The organism is Streptomyces sp. NBC_00887 (genome assembly GCF_045207585.1).
On record NZ_CP108788.1, the window covers coordinates 6,060,070 to 6,074,176 of the forward strand.

A 14,107-nucleotide genomic window follows, 5' to 3' on the forward strand; every position below is an offset into this window, starting at 1 on the left:
ACCTCGCGCCGCCATCCTCGGCGCGCCGAGGAGCCCTGCGGACCAGCCCTGTACGGCGACCGACTCAGGTCAAGCCGAGGGCGCGGCACCCCTGAACGGTCCAGACAGCAAGGAAGCCCTGGGCCGCTTGCCGGTCCGTAGCTCTGGCCGGATCGGTCAGGCAGGGTCGCCACGGCCGCTGCGAGATGGCTTGCGTTCCGCGGTCCTCGCGAGATCAGTCGCGCCCGACTGGTCGGTGCCATCTCGCGGAACACGGTTTGCCGGCGGCCTGGTCACCCTCGTGCGCACCGCCGCGCGAAGGCCGACGAAAAGCCTTCTGGTGTGAATCTGGTGCGCGACCCCTGAGCTGGTCCGGACGACAAAGAAGCCCCCGGCCGCTGGTCTGGGGCTTTTCCATGGAGCGGGTGACGAGAATCGAACTCGCGCTCTGAGCTTGGGAATCAGCGGTTCTTGGGCCGCAGGAGAGGCCCTGCTGCGCTTTTGCGTCGGTCGGGGTGGATGGTCGCGGTCTGTGGAAGCCGTACCTGACCGCTGTTGTCCGCTCTGCTGGGTACGGATGGGGCACGAGGGCCGAAAGCGCAACGGTCCAGCCAAGGCGAGTGCTCCGGATGGGCCGACCGGTCAAAGGGGGATGATGCGGACCTGGTTTCCGCAGAGTTTGGTCATGTCGTCGCTGTCGGAGGTCAGGAGGGCAACCGGTTTCGGTTGGCGCAGTGCTACCTCGGCGACTGTGGCGTCGATGGCGTACCTGTGTCCATGCAGTCCAGCGGCTTTGAGGAGTTCCGCTGCCGCTTTCGCCGCATGTTCGGTGACCGGCTCCACCTTGACACGGGACAGGGCCCAGTTTAGGCGAGGCATGTTCGTGCGGGAGTGGGTGACTTCCACGATGGTGTTGGCCCCGATCAACAGGTCGGTTCCCATGTCGTGGAAGACCTGCAGCATGGCGAGGAGCTTGCGGTCCTGCGCGACCCACGCGGACAGTCCTTCCGAGTCCAGGACGACGGTCTCGATGCGCTCGCTCACGCGGCGTCCGCGCTCTTGGCGGAGCCATCGCCGCCGAAGATCTTCGAGCGGGCCTCGGCGAGCTCCTCGGAGCTGAAGGGACCGTGCTCCTCTTCATGGCGGCGGAGATCGTCGCCCAAGAGCTGGTGTCGGATCTGGCGGGCTACGGCTTCGGCCACGTAGCCGGAGACGTTGTCCGTGAGCTTGCGGAGCTCCGCCACCTGGTCGCTGGGGAGCGTGACGGTGATGCGAGTCGTTGAGGACATGAGCTAAGCATACTGGAGTATGCACGGTTGGCTCGGGTCTCCGCATCCGGCCTCGACAGTCAAGGTTGCTTGATGCCGGGGGCTTGTGGCGCAGCGGCGGCATGTGTGACGTCCCTCCTGTGCGCAGCAGGCTCGGCCGACCCGGGGCGTTCGCCAGAGCGTTGCGGAACTGGAGTACAGAAGCGAGCCGGAAAGTATCGGCAGGTTGGCTTGAATCTCGCGGCCTTCTTGCCGCAGAACAGAGACGGTTCGCGCCTACCTGGGGCATAATCTTCCCACTGGCAACAGCGCGGGCTCCCTGCATACACCGCCCCGAGGGGCATGAATTGAGGGAGTCCACAATGGAACCGATTTCTCTTCTGATCTTTACAATCATTCTCATGATTGTAAAGATCAAGAGTTAATCGCGGCCGGGGGTAGGGGCCCTTCGGGGCCCCTATTTTATTTTCCGAACACGTCGCTGAACCCTGACATTACAGCACCGGCTGCGGCGGCGACAGCAATAGGGATGCCGATTGCTGCGATCTTCTCGGCGGCAGATAGGTGGTGCCACCATCCTCCGGATGAAATATTGGAGCTTACTTGCAGGCGCGCCCGCAGCGCCCTCCGTTTCAAAAGGGGAATTATGGCTCCCGCAAGACCCAGCGTCATTAGGGTGGCGAATATTGCATTGACGAGCGGCGCATCTTCCTGAACCCTTTTCGCTTTATCAAGGCACTCGGAAACCGTATCTGGGCCGGACTCGGCTATTACGAAGAAAGTGCCAATTATCAGAAAAACGAAAATGAAACCAAATGAGATCTTGGCTTCATACTTAGGCGACTTTTTAACCGCCCCTCTCCGGGTGAGAAAATTTTCGATCCTCGCCGACTGGCCGTAGGCCCAGACGGCATCAGATCCAGATACGTCGTACTCGGTTCTGTCGGTGGCGATTTTTATCGAGACAGTCCTCTCCCTTCCTGGGCTCTCTGCTTTCAGTTCTAGGTTCGTCCAGTCGTCGCCAGATTCTGTCGATTGAGATTGAACCGTAGTGACGAGGCTGGAGATCGTTGTCTCCCAGAACCTTGTGCTCCCGGAGACCGTCGAAACTTCTATGGTTGGCGAATCGATTCCTTCACACGCCATGTTGAACATGCGCTCAAGGTCATCGCGGCCGAGCCTGCATTGGTAGAACACCTTGCGGAGGTCGGTCTGCTGGTTGGGGGTAGCTGCCATAGCAGGATGATGCCGTGCGGGAGGCTGGTTGCGCTCGGGTTTGAGCAAGGTGCCGCAGGTTAAGGAGCCAGCACCGTGGTTGAACCAGGTGCGCCTTGCCTAACGTTGGGTTGGCAGGTGGGGGAAGCTCGTGCTTGGCTTCCCTGCTCATCCGTCTGATCGCTTAACCCGTCATGCAGCCCGGGGCCTTCGTCTCCAGTTCATCGAGGCCGCCCCGAGGCTGAAGAAAGCGATTTGCCGCACGTGGCCCGGAACGCTCCGTCGCCGGATAGTCCGCCTCCGAACTCCGGCAACACGAACACTACTTATGTGTCGACCGTTCCTGCTTCCTGAGAACCGCCTAGATATGCCCGAGGTGGCCCTGGTGTCTTGCCGAAATCTGGCGGCCAAATCTGATGCGGGCAAGCAGGCGTTGCTCTTATCCACCTTTCTCCGCACTAACCTTCGACGTCACCTGGACCAGGGACTGTCCGATGGGTCGTGTGACGCTCCTGCTGGGCACTCGTTCCGTGGGACATGGGGGCGCGGAGATCTTTCGGATGAAGAGTGGGCTCGGCTGGAGCCGCACTTGCCGGCGAATCACGGGCGGGGTGGACGCTGGCAAGGCCACCGTCGGGTAATTAACGGGATTCTGTTCCGGCAGCGGACCGGCCTCCCCTGGCGGGACCTGCCTCCTTGCTTCGGTAGTTGGAAGACGGTCCACGACCGTCATCGCAGGTGGTCGGCGGACGGCACGTGGGAGAGAATCCTGCGGGCCGTCCAGGCGGACGCCGATGCCGAGGGCCGGATCGACTGGCGCATGGTCAGCGTCGATTCCACGACCTGCCGCGCTCATCAGCACGCGGCTGGCGCCTCCACCCGTGCCCCGAAGATCCCGGGTCGGTGCAGGAGCCCGGAGCGTCATCGTCCCGATGAGGCCCTGGGGCGCTCGCGAGGCGGGCTCACAAGCAAGATCCACCTTGGCGGGGAAGGCGGGTGTCGCCCGCTCGCGTTTGTCATCACGCCCGGCCAGTGGGGGGACGGACCGCAGATGATTCCCGTCTTGGAAGAGATCCGCGTGCCCCGGCAGGCTGGTTGACGACCGCGAACCCGGCCCGACCATGTCGGAGGCGATAAGGCGTACTCGTCACGCCGCAACCGGCGTCACCTGCGCAGACGTCAGATCAAGCACACGATCCCCGAGCCGAGAGACCAGCGGGCCAACCGTCGGCGCCGCGGCAGCCAAGGCGGCCGGCCGACCGGGTTCGACAAGGCGGTCTACCGCCGCCGCAACGAAGTCGAGCGGACTCAACCGGCTCAAGAACTTCCGAGCCGTCGCCACGCGCTTCGACAAGCGGGCGTACGTCTTCCACGGAACGGTTACCGTGGCGGCGATCCGCCTATGGCTGCGTCCGGAGTGAAGCGCCCGTTCAGAGGTCCTTGGCGCCCGGGTAATAGTGGCGCAGTTCGCTGAGTACGCGCTCGTCGACAGCCCTGACGTCCCAGGAAGAACTGTCGAATTCGGTCAGAACGAGCACCAGCTTGTCCTCGGCGAAACCACGTGCCTCGGCGTCGATCAACTGGAGGAAGGGGGTCGTCAGCGACAACAGGGTCAACGTGTTCATGCCTGCGTCGGCGGACCGTCTCTCCATCTCGACACAGCGGGGATCGACGATCTCGTCGAACTCGACGCGCCAGGTCAGGTCCAGGCCGAAGCTGCCGAGGCGAACCAGTAGCTCAGCCAGCGTCACGTAGTGCTTTCCGTGCCAGGCAGGAAACGTGATCCCCTTCATCCCCGCCTCTGTTTCAGCTGTATCGCGTGCCATGCGGCCCCCTTCGTTCAGCGAACAGTAGGCCACGTCCCTGATCAGCTCATATGACCCATCGGACAGGCCCTAGTGGGTGGAGAAGGGGTCGAAGGGGCTGCCACCCGATCCGGGGCCACCCTCAAGGACGCGATGGTCTACCAGCGATCCGTCCTTGAGCGACAACAGGAGCTAGCCGGCGGCCTGGACGACCTCGTGCGCGCCGCCCGTGCGAAGGCCAAGGACAAGCCTTCTGGTGCGGATCTGGTGCGCGACGCCTGTACAGCTTCGGTGAGCCCTCTGATTACCCTGTTTACCGCCTCTACTGGCACGTTGTGGCACGGGCCTCTGAGTGGAGGGCCAGGAGGCAACGGGCAACGGACGCGCAACTTTCCTTCTGCCTGCCTCGGTGACTTCGAGCCTGAGCCGCACGGGTTGACCGTTCCTCGCCGTAGACGCAGCCGGTGAAGCGATGTCGTCCTCCACGGCGCCGCGTTCACCGACAGCCAGTCCGACGCAGGGCGAGTGCCGACTGCCCCCCGTATGCCCGAAACGTGGCCTCGTCGTCACGATTCTCTTCGCGGTCGTCCCCTTCTTGGAGCGGGGGGCCTCCAGCCGGTGATCTCTGCTTGCGAGGTTCCGAGGCGTACCACGTGTCGACGGAAGGCTTCTTCGTACTCCTGGGAGGATCCCGATGGCTCGGTGGGGCCGAGGTCTGGTTCGGTCCGCTGTACTCGGCGCAAGACATCTTGTAGAGCTGTGAGAAGCGGAAACACTGATTCGAATCCACCGGCATCGGCATGTGCGCCGGATTCGACCAGATCGAGCAGCACTCGGGCGGTTTCATGGGCGTCCCATCCCGCCCACCCCAGGACTGTGGTCGAGGACAGAGTGGAGGAGGTCGGTAGGTAGGACGTGAAACGTTCATTGGGTACGTCGTACTTGCCGCGTTGTTGCCAGTAGGAGGGTTTGACGAAGTCCGCAGACGTGTAGCGAGGCGGTACGACGAGGGTGTCGTCGATCTGTTCCTGCCGGTCGGCTGTCCCGTCTTGTCCCTGTCCCGACGCCCATTGGCGCTCCCACGCAGTTTCCCAGCCGCTCCGCTTCACCAGGCCGGACTCCTTGTACCGCAGGGGAGGCGCCGCAGGCACGTGTGTGTCACTGAGCAGGCCCTGCAGTACGTCCAAAACCCGCGTACCGGGTGAGTAACGTGCTGCGAGCATGACGAACTCCGTATCGTCTGCTAGCAACTTGGCCAACTGATCCACGGTGCGGGCGACTGGGCGGCGTACTCCGTCCTTCGTCTCGAACCATAGGTCTGACCCCTCGCAACGATCGAGCATCCGACCCCGCAGTCCGGCTTGGAGGAGTTGGTGCCAACCGGGAGTCCACCAACGGCGTTTGTGCTCCGGTTGTTCCAATAGCCCCAGGGAAGCGTGCTGTTCGATGGCTTCGATGCGGGCTTGTACGAGGTCCCGATACGCGGGCGGCCAACGCTTGGGGACTTCCGTGATGGGAATCGCTCCGTGACGGTCGAACCACGTCGTGGACACCAGGCCCTCTTGGGCCTTACGGGCCAGAACGATCTCGAACGCTCGCTCGCCCACCATGAGCGGCGGTGGTCCATCCAGCGGAGAGGCCAATTCGCAGTCGTCGGGGAGCAATCCGTACGCCTTGTACACCTGCCAGTCGAGCTCCTCCTGTACGGCCACCATCCGAGAACGGGTCGAGGCCCAGCGGTATTCGGCGGAGTCGAGGAATTCTTGGTCGAGGGGTATGCGCGTATCGGCGATCGATGATGTCAGCTCTGTGAGGCTGGTCGCCATCGCATCGAGCGACGCGGCCCGTTCGAGGGGGAGGTGAGCGGGCAGAGGCAGGTCGCGCAGACGCGTCGAGGTGAACTCAAAGATCTTTTCCCACACCTCGCCGCCCCGGAGCTGGCCGATTCTCGACTCTCCCTTGCTTTGGCTCATTTGCTTGAGCCAAAAGCAAGCAGCCGAGCTGTTGAGCACACCGAGCAATCGGAGGTGGTCGACTTCCGAAGATGCGGGCGAAAGCTTCAGTACGGGCGCCGAGTTCAGCGGGACCAGAGGCTCTCTGAGCAGACTGAAATGAGGGTGGGTCGCTACCCAGGGGAAGGCGATCGACCAAGAATGTACGTTTCGGTTCGAGGCGACCTGGTGCCAGTCGTACCAGGGCGCGGTGGAGTCCTTGATGCCGGGGCGCTCGACCAGCACCGGCCAATAGGGTCGCAGACGTCGGTGATGACCGGGGAAATGCGACAGATCAACGGCCTTGGGCCGGTCGGAGTTCTCATCCCACGCGCGGGGGAAGAACGCCGCGTATTCGCTGCGTACGGACCAGTCGCGAATGCCGGACCCGGTCAGGACCTGCACACAGGCTCCCTGCTCGGCCCGGGATCGTTGGAACGACTGGCGCGGAGCGCAGAAGATGTCATCGGAGCCCGTAGCGGCTTGATAGCCGATCCGGGCAACGCGTTCACCGAGCCGTTCCCCCTGCTCCATTCGACGCAGCAAATCTCCACTGGTCGGGTCTGTCAGGCTCCAGGGAAAATGGGTCAGCTCGCTTCGCTGCTGGAAGAAGGACTGGGCCCAGCGATCTTCGGCGGCAACGGACCTGTCTGACATGGCGCGCAGAGATTTCCATACGAGGCCGTCGCGCGCCGACATCGGAACCGCGGGCTCTCCCTCCTTGCCGACCACCAAGTACACAGGCTGCTGCGGGTCCGGTTCGTGATTGCGCCCGGTGAGCACGACGGTCGGTGTGCCGTGCCCGGGAATATAGGCGCCAGAGGTGTCGATGATCCGGGAGACTTCGACTCTCGACAACACCTGCTCGATGAGGGGGCGGCCGAACTCTCGTTTCATGAAGGAGTTGGCCGTCAGTAGACCCACGTACCCGCTGTTCCTGCCTTCCGCCGCGAGTCCGAAGGCCCGCTCGATGAAGGGCGCGGTGAGGGCGTACTTGCCTCTGCAACTCACGTAGGCATCGTGGTACACAGTGGAGAGCGACTTGTCCTTGACCGTGAGGTACGAGGGATTCGACACCACAGCGTGATAGGAAGCGCGGCCGAGCAGGTCGTGCCGGCGCGAGTAGTCGGAGAACTCCCCCCTCGGGGGCATCGCGGAGGGTTCCTCCAGTGCGAGTTCCCCCACATGCGGAGCCCCCCGACCACGGAGCAGGGAGTCCCCCACCGCAACGACCACGGGTACGTCGGGGACCGCGCTCAGACGTCGTTCACCGGTGGCGTTCATGGCCGCTACTAGCAGGCGGAAGCGCGCGATGCTCACCGCACACGGGTTGATGTCCACGCCGTGGACGGACCGCAGTGCTCGGGCAGCCCGCTGCCAGGGGCTCATGCCGGGCTCGGCGTCGGTCCACAGTCGGAAGAGACGGCTGAAGAGGCCCAGCAGGAAGGTGCCTGATCCGCAGGCGGGGTCGACGGCCCGGAACCCTGGCAGACCGGACTCCGCGACCGCCGGTTCGACTGTGAGATCAAGGATCATGTCGGCCACGAAGTCCGGCGTCGCGACCAGTCCGTACGACTTCGTTGCCTGCTCGTCGAGGGCGTAGTAAAGGTCCCGCAGGAATCCTGTGTCGCGCGCCGCATCCGTGAAGTCGTGCTCAAGGGAGCCGTCAGGGGACCTGCGGAGCCAGAACGTCCGGAGCGTTCGAAGAACCCGACTGCTGGGCGTGATCTTCCACATGGGGTTGCTGTGTGGGCTGAGCACCTGCCCCATGACGGGCAGAGAGCGAACCCGGGCGAGCACGTCGAACACAGCCTCCCGGGAACGTTCATCCGAGAGGGGCGAACCGTCCTGCGGTTCCTCAACGGCCAGAAGACCGGAAGCGTCGAGCATTCCGTTGTCCTCGCAGAACCTGGTCATCGTCAGGGCTAGGAGCCAGGAGGCAGCTGCTCGGCCGATCTGCTCGTCCCTCCATGAGCCCCAGGTCGCGGACGTCGTCCGTTCTTCCCTGGCACGTGCGTAGTCGCTCTCAAGGACAGCGGCGGCGGCGCTCTCCTGCGCGCGTTCCCGCAGATCACTCCTCAGGCCCACCATCAGCCCTCGCAGGTCTCGGCAGAGGAGCTCGCTGGAGATCACTGTCAGCTTCCCGTTCAGTCGGCCCACGGCCGCTTCCCCTGGGGGCCGACCCGTTGCGGCGAGATTACCAGCGAGAGGTCGGCATAAATACTTGAGAGTGTTAGATAGACCTTCTAGGCTCATGGTGCGGTGGTCGACCGGTTGCCGCGCTGGACTGAGTGATGTGTGGCGAGCGGGCGGGTGTGCCCGGGGTGGGCGGTGCGCCGGCGGGCGCACCGCGTCCTCCTCCTGCCGGGTCGACTTTGAGGGAGAGGTACTTCCATGAGTGGTGAGAGTTCGGGCATGAGGCGGCATTGGCTTGCGTTAGTCGGCCTGTGTGCCGCCCTCGGTGCCGTCGTCGCGTTCGCGGTCTTCCGGGAGCTGAGGGTGGGGGCGGCGGATTCACTGGCGGCCGGGGGCGGGACCTTCGTCGGGGTCGGGACTCTGGGCCTGGCGGTGTGCATGTACCTCTCCGTGCGAGAAGACAAAACTTAGGAGTACAGTCCATAGGAGTTCATTCCTAAGGAGTGCCTCGTGTTCAGTCCCACGCGCCCGACCAAGCCGACCCATGTCTTCGACCGGAGCGTCGAGTGGGACGCTCTCGCCGCCTTCGTGAGCCGGCCGCTGCCGCACGCCATGCTCGGGATCGTCAGCGGCAGGCGGCGGATGGGCAAGACCTACTTGCTGCGCGCTCTGGTCGAGCAGCAGGGGGGCTTCTATTTCGGAGCAACGGCGGCGACGGAGACGGAATCCCTGCGCCAGTTTGCTGCGGCTCTTGCCGATCATGTGGGGTCGCCGGTTCCCTTCTCCTTTGCCACCTGGGACGACGCGATCTCCTACCTGTTCGGGCTGGCCTCGCCGCGAAGTTCTCAGGCGCCACTACTTGTGGTCATTGATGAATTTCCGTACTTGGCGAAGACCGCTCCGGAGCTGCCGTCGATAATCCAGCGGGAGGTCGACCGGTTCCAGGTTGAGCAGAGCCGGATGCGGCTTCTCCTGTGCGGGTCGGCGATGTCCGTCATGGGCGGACTGTTGGCGAGTACTGCACCCTTGCGGGGGCGGGCTCAACTGGAGCTTGTCGTAAGGCCCTTCGCGTACCGGGCGGCGGCTGAATTCTGGGGGGTCGCTGACGACCCCGCGCTCGCTGCCCGTCTCCATGCCGTGGTCGGAGGCACACCTGCGTACCGTCGGCAGTTCCTTGCGGACGACGTCCCCACCGGGCTGGAGGAGTTCGACGACTGGATCTGCCGTACGGTCCTCTCGCCCTTCAGTCCTCTCTTCCGGGAAGCCCGGTACCTGCTTGCCGAGGAAGCGGACATCCGGGACACGGCCTTGTACCACTCGGTCCTTGCCGCGGTGGCCCAGGGGAATTCCACCCGGGGAGGGATCGCGGGGTACATCGGCCGTAAGTCGGTGGACATCTCTCACCCCCTTCACGTCCTGGAGGACAGTCACCTCCTGGCGCGGGAAGCGGACGTCTTTCGGGCCGGGAAGTCCCAGTACAGAATCACCGAGCCGCTGATCAATTTCTACGAGGCGGTCATGCGGCCCGCCTGGGCACGGCTGGAAAGCGGACAGGCGCGAGAGGTGTGGGCGCAGTCCGCGGAACGCTTCGCGGCGCAGGTGGCCGGACCGCACTTCGAGACGGTGTGCCGTGAGTACATCCTCGGGCCGGGCCGGGCCCTGCTCCGCTCCTCCCTGGGGGAGGTTGGCGGTGGCGTGGTGACGGACCCCGTGGCGCGGCGGCAGACGCAGATCGACGTAGCCGTGGTGGAACCCGGGTCCGGGGGCAGCAAGCAGGCGGTCCACCTGCTCGGAGAGGCGAAATGGGGCACCGTCATGGGGCTGAGTCACCTGGAGAGGCTGGCTCGGGCACGGGAAGTACTCACCGCACGAGGCATGGACACCAGTCGATGTCAGCTGGCCTGCTTCAGCGCAGCCGGCTTCAGCGACTCGTTGCGACGTGAGATGTCACGCGGAGCACAGGGCGAGGACGGCGTGCTGCTCCTCGGTCTCGACGAGCTTTACGGAGCGGCGTTCCGTGCACGGCTCCATTGATCGAGCGTCAGGCACGGAGCGGGCATGCGATGCCTGATCCGGTCCAGACAACAACGAAGCCCCAGGTCCCTGACCTGGGGCTCTTTCATGGAGCGGGTGACGAGAATCGAACTCGCGCTCTGAGCTTGGGAATCACCCGGCACTTGGCGCCTGACAGGTAACCTGACCTGCGAGAACGGGCGCCGACGGCATCCCTCCGGGTGCCTCGACTCGGCCTTGGTGACCGTGGTTGACCGCCCCTACTGGCACGTTGTGGCACGGCCGTCGGCTCCACCTGAGTTCCGCCTGGCTTGACTCCCGTCGGATCTGGATGGGCCGGTCCGGGACTCCTGATGATGAGGCGTGCTCCGGGCGCTGAACCGCTCAGATGCCGTTCATTCAGCAAGGGGGCGACTCAGGTCGCGCCGTCGTCGGCGGTTCGGGCAGGGGCTCTCCGGCGCAAAGGGTGTCGCTCGTTCGAGGGCGAGGTGACGTTTCCGCTGTTCAGGGCAGTACGTGGCGTGGGACCTGATTCCGGTGCCCCCTATGCGTCGGGGCTCTCCCCTTTCCACCCGGAGGTGTCCGTCCGTGGTCCTTGTGATCGTCGTCGCCGTACTTGCCCTGCTCGCCGGCCTCGCCGCCAACCGCTACCTGCGTCCACGCCTCCTCAGCGAGGACGACGACACGGGCATGGCCGTGAAGGACCTGGTCGGTCCTCTGCTGACGCTGACCGTGCTGCTGCTGGCGTTCGTCCTCGTCACCGCCAACGGTTCGTACGGCAAGGCCGAGGTCGCCTCACGAGGCGAGGCCCGGGCCGTCGACCAGATGGTCGAGGCCGCAGAGTACGCGCCCGAGGCGCAGCGCGCCGAGATCCAGGCGGACGCGGTCTGCTACACCCGTGCCGTACGCGTCCAGGAGTGGCCTGCGATGTCCGACGGCAAGGGCGCGGCGGCTCCCAGCGTCTGGGCCACGGATTTCCGGCGGGTCTTTCGTGAGGTGGAGGGCAAGCCGGTCTTCAGCATGCTGGTGGCTGCGGACAACAATCGCTCGGCGGAACGCGAGGAGCGTCTCACCCAGGCCACCGCGAGCATCCCCAGCGCGATCCTCTGGTTCCTGCTCGCGACCCTGGTGATCACCGTGATGGCGTTGGGCGTCTGCCTGCCCCGCCGCAACAACCGCGGGCAGCTCATCACCCTCACGGTCATCACCGCGCTCCTCACTACCACTTTGTGCATCATCCGTGACGTCGACCGGCCCTTCGGTGGCATTATCGACGTCCGGCCCACCGCGATCGCCGAGGCCGAGCGCCAGGCCAGCCGCGATTTCCTCGCTCGCCACACGGCCGCCGACCTGCCCTGCGACGACCAGGGCAACCGCCGGACCGCCTGACGCGCGGACCGGCGCCGACCAGCGCGTATACGGCGAGCTTTGCCTTCCACGTGCGGGGCATGCGGTGACCGCGGGGTCGTACGCCTCAACGGGATCCAGCGGTTCGGTACTGTGACCGCGCCGAACCGCCTCGCGAGCTGGCGACGCATGACGGGCGGATCCTGCACACGAGGACGTGGGGTCACACCTTGCGCAACCAACTCGACTTCCCCGAAGGGGATTCCGGTCCACCGTGCTTGACGGCCGGCCCCCGGACCGGGGAGCGCCAGAGGTGCTGAAGGAAGCGCTTCCCGCGGCCCCGGTGTACTTGCTGGTCCACCGGGTGGGCCTCCGCAGAGGAGATGGTGGCCGAGCTGACCAAAGAGGACGCGGTGGCCGGCTCCACCAGTACTGGACCGCAGGAACCTAGGCGAAGGCGGGCAACGGACAACTCGTCACGCTTGTCCAGGGCAGAGGCACAGTTGGCGCACCGGCCTTCGGGTTGGAAACCCTGGCCTCGCGGTCGAGACAACAAAGAAGCCCCGGGCCGTTGGCCTGGGGCTTTCGGTTCGAGCTGTGGAGCGGGTGACGAGAATCGAACTCGCGCTCTGAGCTTGGGAATCTGCGGTTCTTGGGCTGCCAGAGGGGGTCTGAACTGTGGTTTTGTAGCGGCCAGGTGGATGAGCCCGTGCCTCTGAGAGCCGCATCTGACCGCTGTTGTCCGCTCTGCTGGGCATGGATGGGGCACGTCGACGCGGGTCATCAGTCTGAGGTTCTGTGCTGGAGCGGGTGACGGAAAACGGAACGGGAGCCACCTGTGCTGCAGACGCTCCGGTGGCGCAGACGTCAGGCCCAGAAGGCTTCGGTGACGACGATCTGTGGGTCGGCGTGCCGGCGCATGAAGGTGTAGAGGAGCCAGCCGCGTCCGCCGGCCAGGTCCACGATGTGGGGGCCGCCGGGGCTTGTAGAGGCCAGAGGTCGAACGGTCATCCAGTGCGGGAGCGAGGAATCTGCGTCGATCCCCCGGAAGTACGGGTCTTCGGCGGTGATCAGTTCCGCACGGGCACTCATGACCAGGTCACTGCCTTCGGCGGGCATGTTCTGGAAGTCGTGCTGCGCCTGCTTCGTCCAGTCCATTTGCCAAGGCGGCCGGAGTGGTTCGTCGATCACTCCCCGGGCTTCCTTTCAGCGGCTTCGTGCCGGAGGCGGCTGTACTCCTCCAGAAGCCGGATGGACTCCTCGGGGTCCTCGGACTTGGCGGCGCGGGCTTCGAGGTCGCGAAGGTGCGAGTCGAGGACGGGATTCCGGGCGATGGCGTACTGCGTCCACCACAGGCGCATGAAGGCGGGCACGGGCGTGATGTTGAAGGCGTCGCCGATGACGCGCTTCCAGTGCGCCTCAAAGTCCGGGAGGAGGTGCGGAGTGTGTTCCTGAATCGCCAACCGAAGTGCTTGAGGCGTGTGTTCGGGCATGGGTGGCAACCGCAGGGGTTCCCCCTCGTACCCATCGAAGTGGAGTGCGTGGGCGGGCATGGTTGGTGCTCCTTGGTGTGGAGGGTGGGTCAGGCCGCCTCGCGTCGGTCCTCGTTCGACTCGTGCCCGCGGGCCATCTGCTCGAACCATTCGGTCGGCACCAGGTAGGCGACCGTCTTTCCCTTGCGGGTAATGGCGGCGGCCTCGCCGGCGATCCGGGTCCGGTCCAGGATCTCGCCCATCCCCTTGCGCAGGTCGATGGTTGTGTACGTCTTCGTCTCCATACGCTGAAGCATATAGCAACTATCATAGTTGACATACATGCCCGTGGGGTGCGACGGCTGGAGGAAGCGCGGGCACGTCGGGTGCAGAGCGGGCTCGGGGTGCCTGATCGGGCTTGTGGCAACAAAGAAGCCCCGGCCTCTGGCCTGGGGCTTTTTCATGGAGCGGGTGACGAGAATCGAACTCGCGCTCTGAGCTTGGGAAGCTCATGTTCTACCATTAAACTACACCCGCGAAGCGCGCCGATGATCGGCAGTGCATCGCCGCACACTCTACCTCATGGCAGGCCCCCGGCGTGTTCGCCGCGAGGTCTGTCCGGCGTTTCGCCGCCGGGATGCGGGTGCGGGGAGCGGGAGTTGGGGGCGTAGCGTGGGTGGGCGGAGTGCCGCCTGGAGTGGCGTCCTGTTCATCCCCTAATGTGGCGGTCTCGTCCAAGGCTTGTTGGGGAAGGGACTTGATGGAGTCGATGGAGCGCACCGTCGTCCGCTGTGCCGAAGGGCACGTTTTTGCTACCTCGTCGTTCCCGATGCAGCAGCTCGGGTCCGACCGGATCGGTCCCGGGCGGCTCATCCGCTGCC

At 64.9% G+C, this 14,107-nt stretch carries 10 protein-coding genes, 1 tRNA gene and 1 pseudogene; 3 read left to right on the plus strand and 9 right to left on the minus strand.

Annotation, left to right across the window (positions count from 1 at the left end):
- Window positions 1–621: 621 nt before the first annotated feature.
- The 3 genes from OG844_RS27790 to OG844_RS27800 form a co-directional block, all read right to left on the minus strand.
- Window positions 622–1,023 carry a DNA-binding protein gene (locus tag OG844_RS27790; RefSeq protein ID WP_406393942.1) on the minus strand — a complete coding sequence of 134 codons (402 nt, stop codon included), beginning with the start codon at window positions 1,021–1,023 and terminating at the stop codon, window positions 622–624.
- Complete coding sequence (locus OG844_RS27795; RefSeq protein ID WP_406393943.1) at window positions 1,020–1,268, minus strand: hypothetical protein; 249 nt, start codon at window positions 1,266–1,268, stop codon at window positions 1,020–1,022. Before OG844_RS27795 ends, OG844_RS27790 begins: the two co-directional genes overlap by 4 nt.
- Before the next feature lie 441 nt (window positions 1,269–1,709).
- Window positions 1,710–2,483, minus strand: coding sequence for a hypothetical protein (locus OG844_RS27800; protein WP_406393944.1), 774 nt, complete (start codon window positions 2,481–2,483; stop codon window positions 1,710–1,712).
- Window positions 2,484–2,949: 466 nt separating this feature from the next.
- On the opposite strand from OG844_RS27800, the pseudogene OG844_RS27805 reads away from it, so the two are divergent.
- A pseudogene (locus OG844_RS27805) lies at window positions 2,950–3,883 on the plus strand (IS5 family transposase).
- A 9-nt stretch (window positions 3,884–3,892) separates the two neighbouring features.
- Here OG844_RS27805 and OG844_RS27810 read toward each other — a convergent pair.
- Together OG844_RS27810 and pglX are read right to left on the minus strand one after the other, a co-directional pair.
- Window positions 3,893–4,288 (minus strand): hypothetical protein, encoded by a 396-nt coding sequence (locus OG844_RS27810; protein ID WP_406393945.1) that lies wholly within the window; start codon window positions 4,286–4,288, stop codon window positions 3,893–3,895.
- Window positions 4,289–4,833: 545 nt separating this feature from the next.
- Window positions 4,834–8,418 carry a BREX-2 system adenine-specific DNA-methyltransferase PglX gene (gene pglX, locus OG844_RS27815; protein WP_406393946.1) on the minus strand — a complete coding sequence of 1,195 codons (3,585 nt, stop codon included), beginning with the start codon at window positions 8,416–8,418 and terminating at the stop codon, window positions 4,834–4,836.
- Between the two features lie 486 nt (window positions 8,419–8,904).
- On the opposite strand from pglX, the gene OG844_RS27820 reads away from it, so the two are divergent.
- On the plus strand, window positions 8,905–10,428 hold the full coding sequence (locus OG844_RS27820; RefSeq protein ID WP_406393948.1) for an ATP-binding protein: 1,524 nt from the start codon (window positions 8,905–8,907) through the stop codon (window positions 10,426–10,428).
- 567 nt (window positions 10,429–10,995) lie between these two features.
- Complete coding sequence (locus OG844_RS27825; protein WP_406393949.1) at window positions 10,996–11,796, plus strand: hypothetical protein; 801 nt, start codon at window positions 10,996–10,998, stop codon at window positions 11,794–11,796.
- 825 nt (window positions 11,797–12,621) lie between these two features.
- Here OG844_RS27825 and OG844_RS27830 read toward each other — a convergent pair.
- The 4 genes from OG844_RS27830 to OG844_RS27845 all read right to left on the minus strand — a co-directional run bounded on the left by OG844_RS27830 (window position 12,622) and on the right by OG844_RS27845 (window position 13,763).
- Complete coding sequence (locus tag OG844_RS27830) at window positions 12,622–12,912, minus strand: hypothetical protein (RefSeq protein ID WP_406393951.1); 291 nt, start codon at window positions 12,910–12,912, stop codon at window positions 12,622–12,624.
- Window positions 12,913–12,941: 29 nt separating this feature from the next.
- A complete protein-coding gene (locus tag OG844_RS27835; protein ID WP_030595201.1) occupies window positions 12,942–13,307 on the minus strand; it encodes a hypothetical protein in 366 nt (121 codons plus the stop codon).
- 29 nt (window positions 13,308–13,336) lie between these two features.
- On the minus strand, window positions 13,337–13,531 hold the full coding sequence (locus OG844_RS27840; protein WP_406393953.1) for a type II toxin-antitoxin system Phd/YefM family antitoxin: 195 nt from the start codon (window positions 13,529–13,531) through the stop codon (window positions 13,337–13,339).
- Between the two features lie 158 nt (window positions 13,532–13,689).
- Window positions 13,690–13,763, minus strand: a tRNA-Gly gene (locus tag OG844_RS27845).
- Window positions 13,764–14,107 lie beyond the last annotated feature (344 nt).